Source organism: Metabacillus sp. SLBN-84, from assembly GCF_053629595.1.
Window position 1 is genome coordinate 3,144,714 of sequence record NZ_JBRJIP010000001.1, and the last position, 21,952, is coordinate 3,166,665.

General features: G+C 43.9%; 20 protein-coding genes and 1 pseudogene. 5 read left to right on the forward strand and 16 right to left on the reverse strand.

What is annotated here, in order from left to right; all coding sequences use genetic code 11:
• Nucleotides 1-16 precede the first annotated feature (16 nt).
• Nucleotides 17-538, reverse strand: a complete 522-nt coding sequence (locus RKD52_RS16050; RefSeq protein ID WP_454100490.1) for a helix-turn-helix domain-containing protein — start codon at nt 536-538, stop codon at nt 17-19.
• Nucleotides 539-682: 144 nt separating this feature from the next.
• On the opposite strand from RKD52_RS16050, the gene RKD52_RS16055 reads away from it, so the two are divergent.
• The gene (locus RKD52_RS16055; RefSeq protein WP_454100491.1) at nt 683-1,420 is read left to right on the forward strand and encodes a YwaF family protein; all 738 of its coding nucleotides are present in this window, start codon (nt 683-685) and stop codon (nt 1,418-1,420) included.
• A 23-nt stretch (nt 1,421-1,443) separates the two neighbouring features.
• Here RKD52_RS16055 and RKD52_RS16060 read toward each other — a convergent pair whose 3' ends face one another.
• Nucleotides 1,444-1,992, reverse strand: coding sequence for a hypothetical protein (locus RKD52_RS16060; protein ID WP_454100492.1), 549 nt, complete (start codon nt 1,990-1,992; stop codon nt 1,444-1,446).
• Between the two features lie 62 nt (nt 1,993-2,054).
• Nucleotides 2,055-3,287 carry an MDR family MFS transporter gene (locus RKD52_RS16065; RefSeq protein WP_454100493.1) on the reverse strand — a complete coding sequence of 411 codons (1,233 nt, stop codon included), beginning with the start codon at nt 3,285-3,287 and terminating at the stop codon, nt 2,055-2,057.
• Between the two features lie 158 nt (nt 3,288-3,445).
• Here RKD52_RS16065 and RKD52_RS16070 point away from each other — a divergent pair, with 158 nt between their 5' ends.
• From RKD52_RS16070 to RKD52_RS16080, 3 genes are all read left to right on the forward strand, one after another.
• Nucleotides 3,446-4,201, forward strand: a complete 756-nt coding sequence (locus RKD52_RS16070; protein WP_342824773.1) for an alpha/beta hydrolase — start codon at nt 3,446-3,448, stop codon at nt 4,199-4,201.
• Nucleotides 4,202-4,540: 339 nt separating this feature from the next.
• A complete protein-coding gene (locus RKD52_RS16075; protein WP_454100494.1) occupies nt 4,541-4,759 on the forward strand; it encodes a hypothetical protein in 219 nt (72 codons plus the stop codon).
• Between the two features lie 36 nt (nt 4,760-4,795).
• Nucleotides 4,796-5,056: a hypothetical protein gene (locus RKD52_RS16080; RefSeq protein ID WP_454100495.1), complete on the forward strand. Its 261-nt coding sequence runs from the start codon at nt 4,796-4,798 to the stop codon at nt 5,054-5,056.
• A 31-nt stretch (nt 5,057-5,087) separates the two neighbouring features.
• On the opposite strand, the gene RKD52_RS16085 is transcribed toward RKD52_RS16080, so the two are convergent.
• From RKD52_RS16085 to RKD52_RS16135, 11 genes are all read right to left on the reverse strand, one after another.
• Entirely contained in the window at nt 5,088-5,579 is a 492-nt protein-coding gene (locus RKD52_RS16085; RefSeq protein WP_454100496.1) for a GNAT family N-acetyltransferase, read from the reverse strand.
• Between the two features lie 142 nt (nt 5,580-5,721).
• Nucleotides 5,722-8,724, reverse strand: a complete 3,003-nt coding sequence (locus RKD52_RS16090) for a glycoside hydrolase family 2 TIM barrel-domain containing protein (protein ID WP_454100497.1) — start codon at nt 8,722-8,724, stop codon at nt 5,722-5,724.
• A gap of 112 nt (nt 8,725-8,836) precedes the next feature.
• Entirely contained in the window at nt 8,837-9,937 is a 1,101-nt protein-coding gene (locus RKD52_RS16095) for a Gfo/Idh/MocA family protein (RefSeq protein WP_454100498.1), read from the reverse strand.
• Between the two features lie 37 nt (nt 9,938-9,974).
• Entirely contained in the window at nt 9,975-11,294 is a 1,320-nt protein-coding gene (locus RKD52_RS16100) for a carbohydrate ABC transporter permease (RefSeq protein WP_454100499.1), read from the reverse strand.
• Between the two features lie 14 nt (nt 11,295-11,308).
• Nucleotides 11,309-12,307: a carbohydrate ABC transporter permease gene (locus tag RKD52_RS16105; RefSeq protein WP_454100500.1), complete on the reverse strand. Its 999-nt coding sequence runs from the start codon at nt 12,305-12,307 to the stop codon at nt 11,309-11,311.
• 176 nt (nt 12,308-12,483) lie between these two features.
• On the reverse strand, nt 12,484-13,836 hold the full coding sequence (locus RKD52_RS16110; protein WP_454100501.1) for an extracellular solute-binding protein: 1,353 nt from the start codon (nt 13,834-13,836) through the stop codon (nt 12,484-12,486).
• A 120-nt stretch (nt 13,837-13,956) separates the two neighbouring features.
• Complete coding sequence (locus tag RKD52_RS16115) at nt 13,957-14,619, reverse strand: helix-turn-helix transcriptional regulator (protein WP_454100502.1); 663 nt, start codon at nt 14,617-14,619, stop codon at nt 13,957-13,959.
• 125 nt (nt 14,620-14,744) lie between these two features.
• Nucleotides 14,745-15,500 (reverse strand): response regulator, encoded by a 756-nt coding sequence (locus tag RKD52_RS16120; RefSeq protein WP_454100503.1) that lies wholly within the window; start codon nt 15,498-15,500, stop codon nt 14,745-14,747.
• Between the two features lie 16 nt (nt 15,501-15,516).
• Nucleotides 15,517-17,376, reverse strand: coding sequence for a sensor histidine kinase (locus RKD52_RS16125; protein ID WP_454100504.1), 1,860 nt, complete (start codon nt 17,374-17,376; stop codon nt 15,517-15,519).
• Between the two features lie 98 nt (nt 17,377-17,474).
• The gene (locus RKD52_RS16130; RefSeq protein ID WP_454100505.1) at nt 17,475-18,014 is read right to left on the reverse strand and encodes a DinB family protein; all 540 of its coding nucleotides are present in this window, start codon (nt 18,012-18,014) and stop codon (nt 17,475-17,477) included.
• Between the two features lie 21 nt (nt 18,015-18,035).
• Nucleotides 18,036-18,848 (reverse strand): GNAT family N-acetyltransferase, encoded by an 813-nt coding sequence (locus RKD52_RS16135; RefSeq protein WP_454100506.1) that lies wholly within the window; start codon nt 18,846-18,848, stop codon nt 18,036-18,038.
• 127 nt (nt 18,849-18,975) lie between these two features.
• On the opposite strand from RKD52_RS16135, the gene RKD52_RS16140 reads away from it, so the two are divergent.
• Nucleotides 18,976-19,461, forward strand: coding sequence for a DinB family protein (locus tag RKD52_RS16140; RefSeq protein ID WP_454100507.1), 486 nt, complete (start codon nt 18,976-18,978; stop codon nt 19,459-19,461).
• 663 nt (nt 19,462-20,124) lie between these two features.
• On the opposite strand, the gene RKD52_RS16145 is transcribed toward RKD52_RS16140, so the two are convergent.
• Together RKD52_RS16145 and RKD52_RS16150 are read right to left on the reverse strand one after the other, a co-directional pair.
• Entirely contained in the window at nt 20,125-20,724 is a 600-nt protein-coding gene (locus tag RKD52_RS16145; protein ID WP_203289788.1) for a response regulator transcription factor, read from the reverse strand.
• A pseudogene (locus RKD52_RS16150) lies at nt 20,721-21,846 on the reverse strand (sensor histidine kinase). The gene RKD52_RS16145 and the pseudogene RKD52_RS16150 overlap by 4 nt, the downstream one beginning before the upstream one ends.
• Nucleotides 21,847-21,952: the final 106 nt, after the last annotated feature.

Genomic DNA, 21,952 nt, shown 5'->3' on the forward strand with positions numbered 1-21,952 from the left:
TCCCTCCCAATGGCTGCTACTCAGGTATGACAATCGTTGCAATGTTTCTGCTTTTTCGTTCAGGTGAAGGCTCGTTTTTCATTGCCTTCAAAACGACCTTCCCGATTTCTTGGGCTGTTTCCATAAACTCCTCGTCGGAGAGGTGAACATTTGCAACCCTGTAGGTTACACCATCCTTTACTAAATCAGGGTTATCCTTCTCCAAATAAGCTTCATACATCCCCATTAAATGAGTGGTGAAATGCATAAACATTTCAAGATGCTCCTCTTTTGTGAGATTAAGCAAATCCTCATGGGACTGTATAGCGGGTTCATTCAATGCATACACTTTCTCAACTGTTCCTCTAATCTGATTTTCCTGGACCACTGAAAGAATGTTTGCTTCGAGAAGCTTCTTTAGATGTCTGTATAACGTAGCCTGCGGAACATCTGCCACCCGCTCAGCGAGCTGCTGTACCGTCATTGTCTTTCCATTCAAAAGGGACTGAACAATTTTTAACCGGACAGGATGAAGGATCAGGTCCATTTTTTTCTTCATTTTTATAACCCTCCAACTTTTATTATCACTTTCAATAATAATATACATAATGATAATAATCAACTGCTGTTTCTTCCATTTTTAATCTTTTTAATCAATAATGAAACCATTATAATGAGAGAAAAATGAAGAGAGTTGAATCCTTTGATTTCTTTTTTCAGCACATCCTATGAACAAAATCCCTTCACGCTATTTTCTCCCGCTCATCTAGGAGGACTCTGTTTTCTGCTCTTCCTGCTTGCTTCCATGTATGGTATGCGGAAAACCTTTCTTCATAAGGGATGGAATTTAGGATTCAGACTTTTGCTTGGAGGAACCGGAGTGCTCTTTGAAGCAGCCTACCAAATCTGGCTCCTTTGGCATGGAACGTGGAACGCCGCTTATACCCTGCCGCTTGAACTGTGCAGCTTGAGTCTGGTTTTGTGCATCATCCTGCTGATCACAAAAGACAGACGTATTTTTGAGGTTGTTTATTTTATCGGAATTGCAGGCGCAGGACTTGCCCTCCTGACTCCTGAACTCAACTACAGTTTCCCTCATCTTCGTTATTTTCATTTTTTCCTGACCCACTCGGTTATCATGATGACCTGTTTCTTTTTTGTATGGACGGAGGGATATCAGGTCACGTTTACGTCCGTTTTCAAAACAATGGGCTTTCTGAATTTGGCCGCTGTCTGTATCTTTTTCATCAATCACGCACTTGGCGGAAATTATATGTTCCTTTCGCAAAAGCCGGTGAATCCGACTCCTATTGATTTCCTTGGTCCGTATCCGTGGTATATTCTGTCGCTGGAGGCTGTTGCGTTTTGCCTGTTTATGCTTCTTGCCCTTCCGTTTTACACTGGCAAAATGAAAGACAGCAAGGCAGAAAGATCTTTATAAAAATAAAAGAGAAGTGACCGAAATCACTTCTCTTCTGTATGCTTAATCACTTCCTCTATAACATCAAGCGCATCCTCTTCTGAAAAATCACTGCTCAGTAAAAATTCAAAACTGTAGGATCCTCCCTCTGCATTGAAGGATACTAAAAGAAATTTATCTTCAAGTTTGTTGTATTGAACGTTTTCACCATCCACAACCCTGCTCTCGTCTTCATCTAAATCCAGCTTATAGGAGCTGTAGGTAAGTCTGAATTTCGGTTCACCGCTGTAAGGACCGTAAAAAAGCTTGGAATCTGCCGAGTCAGGCGACTTTTTCTCCTCTTTTTCCAGCTCCCCAATCTCAGATGCATAGGTCAGTTCCAGATCCTTCTTTCCGTTCTTTATTTCCGCCGGCGGGTAAAAAACTTCAGCATAGATGATCGGATACTCACTGAACTCCGGGACATAAATGTCTCTTCCGAATTCTTTTTGAATATCACTCGTAACGTCTTTCGGCACGGCATTTGCCTCAAGCGAACATCCTCCCGAAAGCAGTGCAGCTGCAACAACAAACAATGTACTGAGTTTTTTCATGTTAGGCCCCCTTTTTTCTGTAATACGTTCAGGAAACCCTTAAGTTTCAATTTTTTTACATTTTACAGAGATGCCTGCTGGTTAAAAACGCCCGCTTCAGCTTTTTTCTCCATTTCTTTTTTCACCAGAAAAAGTACCGGAATTCCTGAAAGGGTCACAAGCATGAGACAGCTGAAGACGGCCGCAGGGCTGCTTATTCCGTATGCATCAAGCAGGATTCCGCCGATCCAGGGGCCGATGACATTTCCAAGCTGGGTAAAGCCCATAGCTCCAAAATACGTTCCCTTCATCTCCGGGTTTGACAGTTCATCGATGAGGACGTCCATCATGGAGAAGAGGAGAACCTCTCCTACTGTAAACAAGATGACCACAAGTGCAATCAGCCAGATGCTGTGGGCGAATGCAAAACTGAAAAGACTGATTCCAACCAGCATATTCCCAAGAATAATAGAAAAAATGGGCGGATGTTTTTTTGCAACTCTTACAATCGGATACTGGATCACCAGCACTGTCACGGCATTCAGCGACAGCAGGATTGAAAATGTTTTAGCCCCGTCTTTAATGTCAGGCGACATCGCAAAGAATTGAGGCAGTGTCGAGGTCAGCTGTGAAAATCCGGTGATGCACAGGATGATGCCGACCAGGGATAAAAGCAGCAAGTTATCCTTTCTAGTCACCTGCACAGCTTCTTTAAATGAGATCCGCACAGCTTTCTTCGTTTCCGTTTTATGTGATGTTTTCATGAACGTAATCAGAAGGGATAATCCGTATAGGGCATAAATAATGGCGGCTATAAAAAAAGGCGACGTTGTTTTTGACGAACCCAAATAAATGCCGAGCAGCGGTCCGAAGACGACCCCCACATTGATTGCGGCGTATCTTAAATTAAAAATAAGAAGCCTGTTTTTCTGTTCTGTCAGATCGGATAAAAGGGCTCTTGAGGTTGGTTCAAATACGGAACGGCATACTCCGTTCAGCGCATTCATGATGAAAAAAGCAAGAACTGTGTCCGCAGCGCCAAAGCCGATAAAAACGAAGACCCAGCCGAAAATAGATGTGATTAGCACTTTTTTCCTGCCCAGTTTGTCTGACAAATATCCGCCATAGAAGCTTGATAAAATACCTGCAAGCGAGCTTACGGCAATAATGGTTCCGGTCATAGCGGCCGATACGCCCTTCACCTGCGTTAAATAGATTGCTAAAAATGGAAGACTCATAGATGTTGCCATGCGCCCGAAAATGGTTCCGATCAGAATGTTCCAGCCGAGCGGATGGACGTGTTTAAGCTGATTCATTTTGTTTCCTCCGTCCTGTAATAAGAGAAAGTTTACCACAATTTCACAGTTTTTGAATCCTTAAATGGAACGAAGATTCTCATTCTTAAGTAGGAGATTGTATGTCCGGTATCGAATCGTTCTGAGAAAGGGTTTTCATTTTTAAAGGAGGAATGAGGATGTCAGAACGTTATCCCGTATTAGAAGGCGCAGAACCATTTTACTTTGAAGGAAATTCAATAGGTATTCTCGTATCACACGGATTTACCGGCTCCACCCAAAGCATGCGTCCGCTCGGAGAGGCTTATGCAAAGGCAGGATACACGGTTTGCGGTCCGAGGCTGAAAGGCCATGGCACGCACTATGAGGAAATGGAAGGAACCACTTATGAGGATTGGACTGCTTCTGTAGAAGAAGGCTACCAGTGGCTTAAAGACCGCTGCAGCACAATCTTTGTGACCGGCCTGTCCATGGGCGGCACACTGACACTCTACCTTGCCCAAAAACATCCGGAGATAAAAGCGATTATCCCGATCAACGCAGCGGTTGACATCCCTACAATGGCAGGCGCCCAGCAGATTCAGGCCCGTTTTCTTGATGCCATCGGATCGGATATCAAAAATCCTGCTGTTACCGAGCTTGCGTACGATAAAACACCGGTTCAATCCATAAAAGAAATTAATAAGCTTATGGCGCTGGTAAGACAAAACTTACATGAAATCAAATGCCCGGCACTCGTTTTTGTATCAACAGAGGATCACGTCGTTCCGCCGGATAACTCCAGGCTCATCATGGATGAAATCTCGTCCGAGCATAAAAAAATGATTGTCCTTGAAAACAGCTACCATGTGGCTACACTTGATCATGATCAGCAGATCATTATTGATCAGACGCTTGAGTTTATTGAGCATGTACTAAATCAGACGGCAGTTTAACCCGGCCGGCTTTGCCGGCAGCAGGTGGCATCTTGTTTTCTTATGACCCTTCACATCGCTCAGTCTGCGCTGAAGGGTTATTTCCTCTTCTCTTATGACCCTTCCCATCACTCCCGCCGGGCTGAACAAGCATTTCACACTTTCTTATGACCCTTCACATCACTCCCGACGGGCTGAACAGGCATTTCACACGTACTTACAACCCTTCACATCACTCCCTAACGGCTCAACAGGCATTTCTTCCACTTTTCAACCTTACCACGGGGTTTTCACTCGTTTATTATTGCCGTTTTCAGGAAGCAAACGGTACAATGAATGAATAGAAAGGGTGATACGGGTATGGAAATGATTATAGGGCTGATCTGCTTTCTCATCTACCTTAAAATCGGCAGCTTGATTCCTTTTGAGGGGGATCTGCCGCTGTTGACCAAAATCATTTTATTGATCTTCTGGCTTCCGCTTTTTATCTACATGACGATCGGCATCAACGTCAAAAAAGACTTTAAAGGAATTCAGTTTGATCAAAAGGGGCGGATACGATTTTCTCAGAAGAAATAAAGATTCATAACAAAACAGAAATAGAGGTTTTAATCCATGGAATGGCTGTACAATTTTCTTTTTAGTGCTGTTTTTGCGGTTTACTTATTCATAAAAGCTCCGAAATACAATAAAAACAGGTGGCTGTGGGCGGTACTTGGCTATTTCTTTACCATTTTCGCTCTATGTATTTTCTTTATCCAGACCGGCAGAAAAAGTCTTGGATGGATCCTCTTCAGCATCATTGCCCTGCTGCTGATTGTTGGAGCACTTCTTGTCTTTGGGATCCTGTATTTTTTCGGATCACTTAAAGGGTAAACACTAGCAAGCTCACCAATATCAGAGCTTGCTAGATCCTCTTAAATCCAGGCTCCTGCAGCACCATAACTTTGAACGTGACCCCTTCATTCTCAAACCTTGCCGCTTCATTAAAGCCCGCTTTCTCATAAATGCGCGAAGCACGCTCATTAAAGCAGGCCACCGTCAGCCGGAGCGGGGTATTCGGAAAGCCTGCTCTTGCCTGATTGAGAATAAAGGCAAAAAATGCAGATCCCTGCCCTTTTCCGGTTAAGTGAGGATTCATGCCAAGGCCGATATCAATCATGTTTGCCGAATAGATTTGAGCCATGAATCTGCTTGGAACCTGAGCCGTGATGCCGAAACAGAAAAAGCCTGCTGTCTCCCCCGCTTTGTTCTTTATTGCATAATAGGGATGTGAAAGCATTCCATGAATGTTCTCTTCGCTTACTTCCATGTTATAAAAGTCGTACGGTGCCTCATAGCGCCACCCCAGAATTTCAACAGCCGTTTGGCGGCCCACTTTTTCAATTAAAACATCCATATTACGCTTCCCCCGTCCGAACTCTTGTTTTAATGAAGTTCTTATACCATCAGTCTATTTTACTGCTTTACTGAGAATGACGAACACTGTATAAAAAGCGAAAAGACCATCCGTCATCCCGGTTGGTCTTTTCGCCTCACCCTTAATACTCTTTAAATACCGGCTCCATTTCAAACGAAAAGCTGATTTTCTTCTCGTTCACCTGATAGTTTTCAGCAAGCGCCGGCCCGCAAGCTCCTGAACCTACACCGCTCATTTTGTAATCAATATAAACCCATGTTCTGCTGTCGTCCAGCTTCAATTCATGATCATGTGACGCAGTAGTCAAATCATCAAGCGCATAGCTGGAGACATTAAAGGAAAAGCTTTCGTTTGAAGAAAACTTCAGTCCCATCCCGAGTTCATTGGACACAATCGCCCAGTCTGTCCCGTACCTGGATCCGTTCTCCTGCGGATAAATGTAATGCTCGTGCATGCTTTGAACGGTTTTGAGATACCTGCCTTTCCGTACGGATGACTTCATATCGATATAGCTTTCGTGAGGACCGTATCCGAAATACTCTACTTCATCGTTTTCTTTTGGCATCGGGATTTCAAGGCCAAATCTAGGAAGATAAGGACTATCTCCGTTTACATCAGCCTTACAGGTAACCGCAATGGCTCCGCTGCTGTGCACCTTCCAGGTTGCTGTTCCTTTCACTACCGGGAAACGGCTGAATGCGCTTAATGAAAAATGGACCTGCAGTTCAATCAAGCTTTCATCTTCCTGGACAACTTCCGACTTGTAAATGTGCGGGTTCAGCTTGTCAAAGCCATGTTTCTTCCACTCTTGTATAATAGGTGCGTCATTATCAATCGGCGCCCTCCAAACCGTAAAGGACGGAATTCCCGCAAGGCATTCATAGTCATTGAGCGACAACTTTTCAAATTGTCCCTCTTCAAGGTTGAAGTGATAAGTAAAATCAAGACCTGTAATTACAAGTTTATTGCCGTTTCTTTCAGTTTTTAGAGGATGCTTTCCTGTTCGTTTTTCTGGAACTTGTTTAATGACCGGCAGCTGGAACTGTTCAAAATCGAGTTCATGACCTTTTCCAGCCCAAAGAGTCGTCTTTTTCTGAAGGAGGGAAACGGTCAGGTAATAGCTGCTGACTGATGTTTCCGGAATGTCGTAAGGAATCTGAATGACTTTTGACGCTTTCGGGTCAAGGTCCAGATCATAAATGACATCCTGCTGAACTACTTTACCGTCCCGTTCCACCATCCATTGAATTTCATAGTCTGAGAGATTGGTAAAGTCGAACAGGTTCGTTACTTCAACCAATCCTTCTTCGGCGCTCTTCATTGTAAAACGGACCGGTTTATACACGGCCTTTATTTCCTTCAGGCCGGTTGAAGGGGTTCTGTCCGGCTTAACGAGTCCATCTATGCAGAAATTTCCGTCGTGAATGCTCTCGCCGAAATCCCCCCCATAGGCATACGACACGTTTCTGCTGTCATCTGTCCTGCTGATTCCATGGTCATTCCATTCCCAGATGCATCCGCCCATAAGCTTTGGATACCTGTAAATCAGCTCCCAGTAGTCAGCCGCATCTCCCGGCCCGTTTCCCATGGCATGCGAGTATTCACATAGGAACATCGGCTTTGTCTTGTTTTCATTTTTGGCATAGTCCTCTACATACTTAAGAGTAGGGTACATTCTGCTTTCCATATCAAGGGCTTCTGTATTTTCATGCCCTTTGTATCCTTCTGCGGCACTTTCGTAATGAGTGAGCCTTGTTGTATCTCTTTTCTTCGTCCATTCCGCCATTTTGATATGATTGATTCCGTACCCTGCCTCATTTCCGAGTGACCAAATGATGACGGAAGGATTGTTTTTGTCTCTCTCGACAAGCCTTTCCATCCGGTCCAAAAACGCAGCCTGCCAGTCCTCCTGTTTACTGAGCCAGTGAATATCGCCCGCTTCTCCTGCACCGTGGCATTCAAGATCCGCTTCATCAATGACATAAAAACCAAGCTGGTCGCAAAGGGTCAAAAACCTTGGATCATTCGGATAGTGCGAAGCTCTGACGGTGTTCATATTATGTTTTTTCATCAGAAGCAGATCTTTTTTCATATGATTCAGAGGGATCGTATGGCCAAGCAGCGGATGAGAATCATGGCGGTTCACACCCTTTAATTTGACTGCTTCATTATTAATCTTAAAGACTCCGTCTTCAATTGTGATCCGCCTGAACCCTACGTGAAAGTGCAGGACTTCCTCGCCGCTTTTTACATACAGATCATACAGTACAGGGTTTTCAGCATTCCAGAGAACCGGACTGTCCACAGTCATGCTTAATGATTCAGTTCCATTTATTTCCCTGGCTATATGACCGACCGTTTCTCCTGTTTCATCTTTCAGCAGAACCTCTGCATGGCAGCGTCCCTTCGCCGTTAAATCGATTTGAAGTTCTCCCTGAGTGAGGTCTTCAGACAAGACTGCCCTGCTGAACACATCCTGTATGCGGGATACATCCCGGCTGAGCAAGTAAACGTCTCTGAAGATCCCGGTATATCTCCACATGTCCTGGTCTTCAAGGTAACTTCCGTCGCACCACTTCAGGACAACGGCTGTCAGTCTGTTTTTTCCATCTTTCAGATAAGGGGTGATGTTGAATTCGGCAGGCATTCTGCTTCCCTGGCTGTATCCGGCAAATGTCCCGTTTACATATAAATATAAGCAGGCGCTGACTCCTTCAAAAACGATGAACTGTTCCTTGCTTCCCCTGAGTTCCGATATCTGAATATCCTTTACATAAACCCCCGCCGGATTCTCATTCGGAACGTGCGGCGGATCAAATGGAAAGGGGTATCTGACGTTCACATACTGCATCTGATCATAGCCGTTTGTCTGCCAGCATGATGGAACCAGGAGGCGGTCCCAGTCCGAAACATCTGTATCACTAGAAACATGCTCATCCTTAATGCCGTTAACATTGGAAAAAAGCTTGAATTTCCATTCCCCATTTAAAAGGCGGAAGTGATCTGAAAGCTTACGATTTCTGCTTTTCGCGCGCTCATCATGGTAGGGTATGTAATATGCTCTAGGCTTTTCACGGTTTATCTGAAGAATTTGAGGGTTTTCCCATACTTTTTCAAGGGTCATATCAGATACCTCTCTCTGCTAAAATTTGATTGACTGAAAAGAGCTATCCCCGTTATCAGCAGCGGATAGCTCTTTTCCTATTTCTTTAGAACGTGCCGGTTTCCTTTTTTCTTCAGGCAAATGCTTCTTCTTTTTTAAAATAAACGGGTTTTCCTGTTTTAGCTGATTCGTAAATGGCTTCAAGAATTTCACTCACACGGAGAGCTTCTTCCGGTTTTACAAGAGGCTCCCTGTCTTCCAAAATGGCCTCAATCCACATTCTTGCTTCTCTGTCCTGAGGTTCTTCTGTCTCGCCTTCAAAGAAAGCGACCGATCCGTCATTCAGCTCAGGTTTTTTCATGAAGAACTTCCCGAATTCTTCTCCGTTGATTCTGAGGCCGTCCTTCATATCGGCACCGCCTTCTGTCCCGCAAAGCGTTGTCTGCCCTTCGCCAATATCAAGTGTGTTTAAAGCCCAGCTTGATTCAAGTACTATGGTTGCGCCATTTTCCATCGTGATAAAACCGAAGGCCGAGTCTTCCACTTCATAATCTTCCTGTTTCCAGGCACCGAATATATTCGCTTCACTTGTTCGGCCGTCCCACGCTTTGTATGTATTGCCGACCACATATTTCACGTCGTAATTATTCAGCAGCCACAGAGTCAGGTCCAGTGCATGTGTACCGATATCAATGAGAGGCCCGCCGCCTTGTTCTTCTTTGTTTAAAAAGATTCCCCAGGTCGGCACTGCCCGTCTTCTGACCGCATGTGCTTTTGCGTAATAGACGTTTCCAAGCTGGCCCGATTCGCAGATTTTCTTCAAATGCATGCTGTCATCCCGGTATCTGTTCTGATAGCCGACCGTCAGTTTTTTTCCGGTTCTTTTTGCTGCCTCTACCATCGCTCTTGCCTCATCAGCCGTTTTTGCCATCGGCTTTTCGCACATCACATGTTTGCCGGACTCAAGGGCATCAATCGTGATATAAGAATGCGATTTATTTGGCGTGCAGACATGCACAACATCCAGCTCTTCTTTTAAAAGCTCTTGATAATCCGTAAACACTTTCGCTCCAGCTGTTCCAAACGTTTCAGCAGCGTCTTGCGCACGGCTTTCAACAAGATCGCAAAAAGCGGTCAGTTCCACATTTTTTTGTTTTGAAAGAGCAGGGAGGTGCTTTTGAGTTCCAATCCCCCCGCATCCAATGATTCCAACCTTAAGAATTTTGTTTGACATCGTTTTTTCCTCCAGTTCAAGTATGATTCCAGCGTTTTCAGCCTTTTACAGAAGAACCGAGCGCTCCCTCTTTCAGCTGTCTTGCAAAAATAAAGGTGAAGATAATAATCGGAATAACAGAAGCAACCGAAATGCCCATCAGGAAATTCTGTTTGATTGCCTGGGATTCGCTCATGTTGAAGATCGCCACATTCAAGGTCCAGAGTGAAGCCTGCTTTGTTGAAATGAAATACCAGAAGAAATCGGACCAGCCTGCAATAAACGCCTGAATGGCAATAAGCGAAATGATTGGTTTTGAGATCGGCATGCAGATTTTCGTGAAGATATAAAATTCTCCTGCCCCGTCCATTCTTGCCGCCTCAAACAGGCTGTGCGGGATTCTCTGGAAAAAGGCCTTGTACAGGAGAATATAAAACGGTGACGGTACGAGCCACGGAACAAGCATCGCCCAATAGTTGTCATACATCCCCGCATTTTTCATGAGAATGAGCTGGGGCACCATAATACTGACGAACGGAATCATCATCGTGATCAGGAAAAACATCGTCACGGCGTCTGATGTTCTTTTCTTCAGGAGTCTCGCAAGCGGGTAGGCTGTCAGTGCCGGCAGGAATACCTGGCACAAAATCGCCCATACCGTTGTCAGAAACGTATTGAAAGCGAAGGCGAGCAGTCCGTATTTCGCGACGGCTTCTGAATCACTGAACATGTATTTAGGCAGCGCAAAGTAGTAGGCATATTTTTCAATGACCTGTATCCATGAATACGTAACCTGCACATTTGCAAGCTCGCCTTTCAGCGGATATTTCTCTTTAAAGTTTTCACTCACCGCCTGGACCAGAGCGGATTCATTTTCACTTTTCTTGACGTTTTCGCTCTGTATTCCGGCGGGATCAAATTCGTAGCCCATATTCTCCATGAACTGCTTGTAGCGGTCTTTTCCAAGGAGAACTTTTGGCGTCGGGTTTGTTCGTTTGTAAACGCCATAATCATTTTCAAGTGCTAACTTTGACGTATGGGCCTCGGAAAGGAAGATGACTTTACCATCCATTTTCCCGATAAAATCAATCTCTGTAATTCCTTCTTTTCTCTGTTCGATAAAGGTTGAGAAAATTGCCAGAGTCGCATCCTGAAGAATGGCATCTTCTAAATTGCCTTCATTTTTAAGAGAAGCAAGGTCCACTTCCAGCACAACATTTTTCCCCTTCTCGGGTAGGAACTGCGGCTTTGGCTTATAGATTGAAAATTCATCCTGCAGTGAAATGCTGAGCGCATAAAACAATGGAAAAAGAAGAGCCGCTATCATGATGACCGTTGCACTTACCGTCGCATAGTGTGTCCATTTTCGCTTTTTCATTTGGCCCTCCTCTTTTAGTCTGCATCCGTTTTGCTGACTTTCAGCTGAATGAGTGTAATGATGGCAATGATGAGAAGCAAGACAGTTGATAATGCGCTGCCCTGTCCGTACTGGAATTGTTCATTGAACAGCTTGTAAATGTTCAGACCCAGTGAGTTCGATGCCCCTGCAGGGCCGCCGTTTGTAAACTGGAAAATGACATCCATTATCTGAAATGTTCCAATGACAGTCATAATTAGCTGAACAAGTATGATAAATTTAATATTTGGCAGAATGATATATCTGACTTTTTTCCATCCTGAACAGCCGTCAAGCTCTGCTGCTTCATAAATATCTTTCGGGACTCCAAGAATAGCCGCATAATAGAGAAGCACGGATAACCCGCCGCCAAGTATTCCCGGAATCACGATGCACAGTTTGACAAGTTCAGGGTCGCTTAGCCACGCCTGGTTTTCAAGCCCGAACAAGCCGAATATGTAGTTTGCCACGCCATATTCCGGATTCCAGATCCATCTCCAGATGACAATAATGACTGTGCCCGGAATAACCGCCGGAAGGATGTATAACGTAGAAAACCAGTTTTTCAGTTTTTTGCTTCTGATCTCATTTAGTATGACTGCCTGAATGATTGGAACCGGGAAACATAACAGCAGGGTCAGTCCGAGATAGACTAGTGTATTTCCGAACGTTATGCCGAAATCCGGAGCCGTAAAGAGATTGATATAGTTCTGCAGGCCGACAAATTCCCCCGGCATGTCCTGCACGGTGACATTAAAGAAAGACCATGTGACGCTCGTGCCGATCGTGACGTATTTAAGCAACAGGGTTGCTAAAATACCAGGCAGCAGAAAAAGCCATGGAACCAGCCGCTTATTTGTGATGAATTCTCTTTTGTTTCGCTTCTTTGCCGCTAGCAGACTCTTGTTCAGTTGAAGCGGCTGCTCAGGTGCAGTTGGCACCATTTCTGTATTGGACAAAGCGTGCAAATTTCCCCCGTCTCTTGTTTTTGACAAGCCCCCACCCCGTTTCTTTAGTTCAACTACTGTGAGTTAATTCTCTGATAACTCTAGTATAGGAGTAAAAGAAAACGCTTACAATGACACCATTTTAAGATTTGGTGCTCATTTTAAAGGTATACAAATCAGCAAAAAAAACGAAACAGCCGGACCTGATCGGCCCGGCTGTGCTTTTACTTAATGGTTTTGTTGTACTCTGGTATTGCCTGTTTATTGGCTTCTTTTTCAGCTTCTGCAAACACTTTCTCGATGTCGAGATCTGTATCTACAAACATTTTCTGCACGGCCTGGTCAATAAACTGCGATACAACCGATGAGCCGTAGCATGATAACTTTCCGTTTGCTGACGAGTTTTCCATCGCCTGCAGAATATCCGGAGCTGTATCTGCAAAATACTTATCTGTATCAATATCTGTACGAGGAAGGGTATTCGTTAAGCTGAAGCCCTGATCCTGGAAGTATTCAATCTTTCCTTCATAGAACTTTTTGCTTGAAGCAAGTTCATAATACTTTGTCAAAGCGTCAATTTTTTCCTCAGGAACTTTTGAATGAATAACATAAGCTGAGCCGCCTACCTGTGTAGGGTTTACTCCCGCCGGTCCTTCCGGAATAGGAAGAACGCCGAAATCATCAGGGTTCATGCCAAGCTGCACAAACTTCTTCACATCATCAATGCCGTGATAAATGATTGACGCTTTGCCGGAAGCAAAGTCCTGCTGAAGCTGATCAAGCTTGCTTGACATATCAGTCTGAATCGATTTGCTCTCTTTCAAATCACGGTAAAACTGTGCTGCTTTGATAACGGCAGGATCTGTAAACGTTGGAATCAGCTCGCCGTCAGGACCTGCTTTCGTCAAATCCCCGCCGGCTCCCCATACAAACATATTAAACCACCAGTCAGCCCATTGGCCCCAGTTTAAAGCAAACCCATACTGCCCGTCTTCAGGCTTTGTCAATTTTTCAGACGTTTTCATCAAATCTTCCCATGTCCAGGATTCAGGAGGAGTGATGCCTGCAGCTTCAAAGTTTTTCTTATTGTAGAAAAAGCCCATCGCATATTCTCCTGCAGGAAGTGCATAACGGCTGCCGTTCAGCTTGAATTTCTCCACCATGTCCTTGTTGATGTTTTTGTAGTCGTCCCAGCCGTCAAAAAACTCATCCATTGGACGAAGCGCACCTGCATAAGCAAACTTTTCAATCTCTCCGTATGCAAGAATCAATACGTCTGGAGCCGTCCCGGACATCATGGCCGCCATCAGCTCGCCGCCTTCGCCCTCAGGCATTGTGACCAGTTTAATCGGATGCTCCGGATAAAGCTCATTGTACTCATCGACAACGGACTGCTCGTACTCGTCAAGACCATCTGGACCTACCCAGTATGTAAGCTCAAATCCCCCGTTTTTACCGCTGCTTTTTTTGCTGTCTGCTGATCCTGACGTTCCATTAGAACAGCCGGCGAGGCCAGCTGCAAGCAATAGTACAGCGGCCAACATCATGATGATCCCCTTTTTCTTCAATACGTTCATCCCCCATTCCACCCCTTATAAACGTTGATACTCCAATTATAAGAAGGTGAGAAAGCGCTTACAATGGCACAAAATTAAGATTTGGTCCTCATTTTTAACGTTGTTCATCTGCGGACATTTTCAGGAGAGGCTGTTCCTGTATTCCTTAGGCGTCATTCCTGTAAACAGTTTAAACACCTTTGAAAAGTGCTTTGAACTTTCATAGCCTACTAAACTGCTGACATCGTATATCCTGAGCGACAAATCTTTTAAGAGAATTTTCGCCTTTTCCATTCTTACTTTAGAGATGTAGTGCAGGATGTTTTCACCTGTTTTATCTTTAAACAAAGCACTTAAATACGCAGGATGAACATAGACAACCTCTGCGAGCCTCTGCAGGCTGAGTTCATCCCCGAAATGGTCATGAATGTATTTTTTCACATGATGGATGATGGCATGAGACGAATCATTTTGTGAGCGCTGCAGAGACTGATGAAGCTTTTTGATAAAGGATTCAAGGTACTCCATCACCTCTCCTGCCGTCTGTTTCTTTAAAACGGTATACATAAATTCCCGTTCCATTTCACCGGTAATTGAATCAATGTGAGACCTGCTTTCAAGAAACTCTCTGACAAGTCTTAACAGCTCCATGCTGATATCGTAAAAAATACTCCTGTCTTCGCTGTTAATTCTGGCGTTTTCTTCAATCATGCCCCTGACATACTCCTGAAGGTCACTGAATTCCCCGTGATTTAAAAAGGCAATGATCTTTTCCTTTGCTTCTTCAGGCATATAGATATTCATCTTTTGCTTCTCCATTGCCTCATAATCTATGAATTTTTCATCTTCAAGATAGTACCTGTAGGTGATGGCTTCTCCTGCCTCTCTATAAGATTGAGCAATCTTTTCAAGAGAGTCATAGCTTTTTCCTATTCCGGCGGAGAGACTGTCACGCCGAAGTTCTTATCAAGCTCCTCCAAATGACCGGCAAGCTTTTGGATAATACGGTCTTTGGAGTCTGAAGAGGCGAATATGGCAAGTTCAGACAGTCTGTTATTGAAAAGATAACAATAAGGGTGCGCTGAAATCATTTTCTGCAGGGAAGCTTCTATTTCTTCTTTGGAAAGAGAAATGGAATGCAGGTTAGTGATGTAGAGTCTGATGACAGTAAATGACTTCCCTCCGAATAACAGGGACATTTCATCCAGTTTTGAATGCGTCAGATCATAATGATTGGAAACAAGCTGATTCAGCAGCTGGCTGATCCGTGCGTTCCGGTAAAGCTTATGATTAATCATGTTCATCTTTTCTTTCGTGACAACATCTCTTAGTTTTTCAAAGGTTTCCTGCAGTTCATCAAATTGAACCGGTTTTGTCAGATAATCAAAAACTCCGAGTTTAAACGCTTCTTTCGCATAATTAAATTCTCCGTGTCCGCTCAGCAGCACAAATTTCAGCTGTTCATTCTGTTTTGCCGATTCCCGGACAAGATCAATTCCGTTTTTTTCATCCATGACGATGTCAGTCAGCACCACATCTGCTTCATTTGATTCAAGAAAATGAAGCGCATCTTCAGCAGAAGCAAGCGTCTGAACCGCTTCAAACCCCATGCTTTTCCAGTCAACGAATTCTCTTAAGCCATCCCTCACAATTTTGTCATCATCGACAATGACTACTTTCAGCATGCGTCTTCCTCCTCTTTCAGTTGTCCTTAATAATGGGCAGCATGATTGAAACTTTTAGTTTTTCGTCATTTGATAAGCTGACTTTAATGCCGTATTCCTCTCCGAAAAGCAGACGTATTCGGTCATGAATGTTTACAAGGCCGATGCTCCCTTTTTCATGTTCCGGTTTCATGAGCTTATTTTGAATATGCTCTGCTCTTTCTCGTGTGATTGATTTGCCGTTGTTACTGAACTCAATATAGAGAGCACCCTTCTCTTCTCTCATTATCAGATTGATTATTCCATTCTCGAATTGATGGATTTTCCCATGAATGACAGCGTTCTCAACTATCGGCTGAAAAATAAATTTCGGGATGTGCCAGTTTGCAATTTCCTCCGGCTCCATTTTTTTCTGAAGCGAGATTTCAGTATCATGCAGCAGAGAAAGAATGCCGATATACTGTTCAATGTGCGCAAGCTCTTCATGGACGTTTACCAGGCCTTCCTCTATTGAAATGTTATATCTAAGAAGCTTGGCAAACCCGCCGATTGTACTGCTTACAGGACCTGCTCCATTTTCCAGGCGCATTGTTTTCCATCTGATAATATCAAGCGTGTTGTAGATAAAATGAGGATTTATCTGCATCTGGAGTGCTTTAAGCTCTGCTTCCTTTCTTTTCATTTTTTCGCTGTGATGGAGCTTTTCGATTTCCAGTTCTTTTTGTACAGCCCTGTTCACTTGCTTGACCATAGTGAGAAATTGTCTTCCTGCACTTCCGATTTCATCCTGATACGGGTCATCGTACACCGTCACCACATTGTGCTCACCAAAGCTTTTCATGGATTGGACCAGTTTTTTCAGAGGATTGTAAATGGTGGAGGTGACAAAAATACAAATGCCGGCTGACAGGACCAGGGCTATCGTAGTAAGCAGGAGAATGCGGTTTCTGATTGTATGGGCATCCGCCATTAAGTCGTCAACGTTCAACAGGCTGATCACCTTCCAGTCCCTTACACCGAGCTGGTCATAAACAGCAATCCTGTTACCCTTCTCAAGGGAAAATTCAGCAACCCCGACATCTTCTGAGTAAATGCGTTTCCAAATCTCTTCCGGATAATAGAGGAATGAATAATGATTGCTTAACGATGAAATAATGCCTTTCTGATCCGCAATGTACAAATCCTGATTAAACTGCTTTTTAAAATCCATCGATCCTGTTAAAAATGAGATGTCCACATTTAAAATCAGCAGACCAAGATATTCTTTTGAATCGGAAAGAACAGGGGTGGTTATGGTGAGATAGTTTCCAAGAGAAATGTTTTTGCCCGTATAATAAACGCCGGTTTCCCTTATCGTATTATGAAAGGCCGGCTGATAAGGGATGGACGTTCCCCTTTTGTATACTTGTGATTCTGCAAATTGTGCGTCATCAGCAAGACGCGCCCCTCTTTCCTCTCCCTCTATCGAGCGCTGAACATATTCATTCTCCTTCGTAACAATTTGCGCATTTTTCACATAAGGATTGGAAAAAAAAGAATACAGTTTATCATTGATTTCAGCTTCTTTTTCCCGAAATTCTTCCGATTCCGGCTCCAGTGCTTCAGCTGCCTTTAAGGCGGCAGAAGTCTCCTGAGCAAACTCGGCTGCATCTGACATGTATGAATCAAGTTCTTTATTGATCAGCCTTTTAACGGCTTCAACATTCTGCGAAACATAATTGATATTTGTTTCATAGATCCTGTCTTCGACAACATCATAAACAACCGTAATAATCACCGTGCTGAAAATGATAATGACGAGAAAAAAAGCCAGTAATAGCCTGTGAAAAATGGAAAGGCTGCGAACCTTTCCCGTTAGTGTGTTTGTCCGATTTTGAGGATTATTGATAGTCTTCATGATTTAATAGTACCAATTTTCCGAAAGAATGACAGATGAATTGATCCTATTTTCTGAAAAAAACCGCGCCTGATAGGCACGGTTTTAAAATAATCATATTAAAGGGATTTAGGAACACTCTGGCCAATCAAGTATCTCTCAGCAAGAATCCTCCTGTGATGAAGCTCATGACCTGCGATGATATAGGCGATGGCTCTTACAGAAACAGTCTGGCCGCAGGCAATGCCGGTTCGTTTCCAGTCTGAATCACCGAGTGTCTTAAACAGGAGAAGAGTGGCCTCTCTTACAACAAAAAGATTCTGCAGCAGATCATCCATGCTTACCTTGTTAAAATCAGCTTTTGCAACATACTCATTTTCATCAAATCCCGGAAGCTCTGCAGCTTCCCCCCTTGCGATAGACAGCAGGCGGTACGCCATGATCCTCTCAGTATCCGTTATATGGCCGATGACTTCCTTTATGCTCCATTTTCCCGGGGCATACTTGAAGGTTCCTTCTTCTTCGGATAAATCATTCAGCTGCTTTAACGTCTCTGAAATCTGGTGTTTCAGGTTATATTCAATATCACCTTCCGGAACAAGTCCGATATAGTCTGTATAGTAGACCGGAAATTCATTTTGCTCTGGGCGAGTGTTCATCGTCTTCATCCTTTTCTTTTTCTAAAATTGCACCTGATAATAATCCTGGACATGAAACGCTTTGAATCCGCATGATTCATAGAGTCTCAGAGCATGTTCATTTTTAGCTTCCACTTCCAGAAAAACAGGATAGCCTTCCCCTGTTTCTTTTAAGACAATTTTCTTCAGCGTGTCTCTCCCAATACCCTTTCCCTGATAGTCGGGCAGAACGGCAAAGCCATAAATCCACGCTTCTCCTGAAGAATGCGAGACACGCAGTTTCCCAACAGATTTCCCCTTATATTCAATGATGATAAAATCCTGATTTGCTTCTCTTTTAAGAGAACGATTATAAGGTCCTGCTTCGTGTTCAAGGAATCCAAAACAGAGAACATCAAGCTGTGTCTCAAGGTTTAAATCTGAAGGCACAGAAGGCCTCAGATTGACGAGATTATCTTCTTCAAGCGGCGTTTCAGCCCATTTCATCTGGTATTCAGATATCGAGTATGTGCAAGGCATTTTTTTCAATAATTCCTTTGCAGCCCGGGATTCAGCCGGAGCGTTTAAGAGAATTTCTCTATATGTATCTTTGCATTGAGCGAGCGCCTGATTCAGCATGTGAGTAAAAATGCCTTTTCTGCGATAGGAAGGCTTTACCATCCCGCACAGCTCTGCTTTGCTGCCGAAGCCATAAATTCCGAGGAAGGCGGCAAGCATGCCATTTTCATAGTGAAGAAGATGCTCATCCTCTCCGGTTTGCAGCATATCCCAGTTTAGCTTTAACTGAATGCCGTCAAGCTCCTCGCATTCTGACTGCAGCTCTTTTATTTCTTTTAATTGTTCCTCTGTAAGCATGTAAATCCTCCGGTGTATAAATATTTTCACTAAAAGTATTCTGTATCACCCCCGAAAATTCCTTTTTCATGAACAGGAAGGAAATAGAGAATAAACCTAGAATTGAAGAACGTGAGGAGGGATTAACGTGGATCAGATTATGATTAAACATATGGAAACGGTAAGAGATATTACACTGAATACCCTTGGAAAAATAAAAGAAGAGCGCGCAGATATCATTCCGCAGGGCTTTAACAACAATATCCGCTGGAATCTCGGGCACATTGCCTTCGTTCAGGAGAAAATCGTCTTCGGCATTTCAGGCGGAACACCTGAGCTTCCCGCCGAATACAAGGATTTGTTCAGTGCAGGAACATCTCCTGCCGACTGGGGAGAGCACGTTCCACCCTTGAGTGAAATCAGGGCCGTTCTGCAGGACCAGACAAACCGCATTAAAGCATTCATCCCGGAGCACTATCATGAAGATCTAAAACAACCGTTCACGAACAGTGCAGGCATTACGTTCTATACAGTAGGAGAAACCTTTTTGTTCAGCTTCTTCCACGAAGCCATGCACCTTGAAACGATTAAACAAATCCATAAAGCGATTAAAAGAGAAGAAGCAGCCGTTTGACCGGCTGCTTTTTTTGGCGGACTTTTATGACACTTGGGGGATTCCCGCTTATGGGGAAAGTGTTCTTAAACTGGGTTTGCGACATTTTCGGGATGCCTGATCACGGAGAAAGTGTTCTTAACTCGGGTCTGTGACATTTTCGGGATGCCTGATCACGGGGAAAGTGTTCTTAACCTGCGTTTGTGACGTTTTCGGGATGCCTGATCACGGAGAAAGTGTTCTTAACCTGCGTTTGTGACATTTTCGGGATGCCTGATCATGGGGAAAGTGTTCTTAAACTGGGTTTGTAACATTTTCGGGATGCCTGATCATGGGGAAAGTGTTCTTAACTCGGGTCTGTGACATTTTCGGGATGCCTGATCACGGGGAAAGTGTTCTTAAACTGCGTTTGTGACGTTTTCGGGATGCCTGATCACGGAGAAAGTGTTCTTAACCTGCGTTTGTGACGTTTTCGGGATGCCTGATCACGGAGAAAGTGTTCTTAACCTGCGTTTGTGACGTTTTCGGGATGCCTGATCATGGGGAAAGTGTTCTTATTCCAGGTTTACAGCACTTTCAGGTTTCCTGCTCACCGGAAAAGTGTGCTTATCTGCAACACTTTGCCCGCTGCCAAAACAAAAAACCTCAAGCCCCTAAATTCCCGGTTCTCGAGGTTTTTCACGTTTATTTAAACCATCCCTTTTCCTTCGACTGAGAAATGGCCTCGATCCTGTTTTTGACTTCGAGTTTTTCAAAGATGGTGGAAATGTAGTTTCTGACGGTGCCGGCTTTGATGCTGAGCTCTTCTGCAATTTCTTTTGTGTTCATGCCGTCAGCGACTAGTTCCAGCACCTCTTTTTCCCGCTCTGTCAGCGGATTTTCTTCACTGTAGACGTCATCCATCAGTTCCGGGGCATAAATTCTTCTTCCCTCCATGACGCTGCGGATGGAGTTTGCCAGTTCTTCGCTCGGACTGTCCTTGAGGAGGTATGCACTGACGCCGGCTTTAATCGCCCGCTGAAAATACCCGGTTCGTGAAAAGGTCGTCAGAATAATGACTTTGCATGCATCTTCTTTAAGCGCCTCAGCAGCCTCAAGACCGTTCATGCCGGGCATTTCGATGTCTGTAATGCATACATCGGGCTTAAGTTTTCTTACTAATGAGACTGCATCTTCCCCGTTATTTGCTTTTCCAACGACCTCCATATCATCTTCAAGGTTCAAAAGCGATCCTAAAGCACCGAGCAGCATTTGCTGGTCTTCTGCAATTACAATCCGGATCATATGAGATCCTCCTTCTCCTTTTGTTTCACATCATTCGGCACTTTTATTATAAGAACAGTCCCATGTTCAGACTGAATATCAAGACTTCCGTTTACAAACTCAAGCCGTTCTTTCATGCCGTTCAGACCGTTGCCCTTTGTAAAATCACCTTCAGTGATGGCGCCTTTTCCGTCGTCTCTGACGGTCATGATAATCCCGTCCCATGTTTGCTCCACTTTGAAATAGCACGTTTTTGCCCCGCTGTGCCTGACGACATTGTTGACAGCTTCTTTCAGGCACATGCTCAATATATTTTCAGTGAGAAGCGTCACATTGGAAAGTGCCGCATTCTGTTCAATTTTAAAGTCAATCTCGGCAGCCATTAAAATTTGCTTGACCCGGACCATTTCTTCTTTCAGCCGGATGCCCCTCATTTGGGAAACCATTTTTCTGACTTCATTAAGAGCGGTTCTGGCAGTCGCCTGAACGTCTTTCAGCTCTTCTCTCGCTTTTTCAGGATCCTTGTACACAAGTTTTCTGGCAAGGTCGCTTTTCAAGCCGATCAGCGAGAGCTTCTGGCCAAGCGTATCATGCAGGTCGCGCGCAATCCGCTGACGTTCTTCAAGCTTTACAAGCTCCGAAATTTTCTTATTTGCATCTTCGAGCTTTTCCTCAAGCTGGCCTCTTTCCTTTTTATTATAAACATTGAATGGAAGAAGAATGACGCTGATGCATGTAATGATAATAAACGGAAGCTGCTGCAGGAAGGAGGATTCTTTTAAAATCAGGCTGAAATTTATGGCTGCAGTTGTCACGACAAGATGAACGACATAAAGCGTGATAAAAGCAACCCTGTCTCTTATATTCCCAATCTGATAGGCGATATAAAAAGAAAAATAAATATAGGTAAACAGGTACATCGATGTGAAGGAGATGGCCATTAAGAGGCAGCTCCAAAGATAGACAGGCCACCCTTTTGAAATAAAGGCGAGGCGGAAAATAATAAAAAACAAGATGGTCAGCGATATACCTACTGCAATTTCAGCTGTCGATGAAAGACTGCAGAATGAAATAAAACGGCAATATGCTGAGGACGGCCCAGATATAAGGAGATATTCCGTTGTTAATGTATTTCTTCAGCATGGTGGAAACTCCTTTTTTTACCTATTTTATCACAAGAAAAGCGGAAGCTCCCGCAATATATTTGTTATCTGACTTCATAAGAAAATACATGCAGCCTACTGGCTGC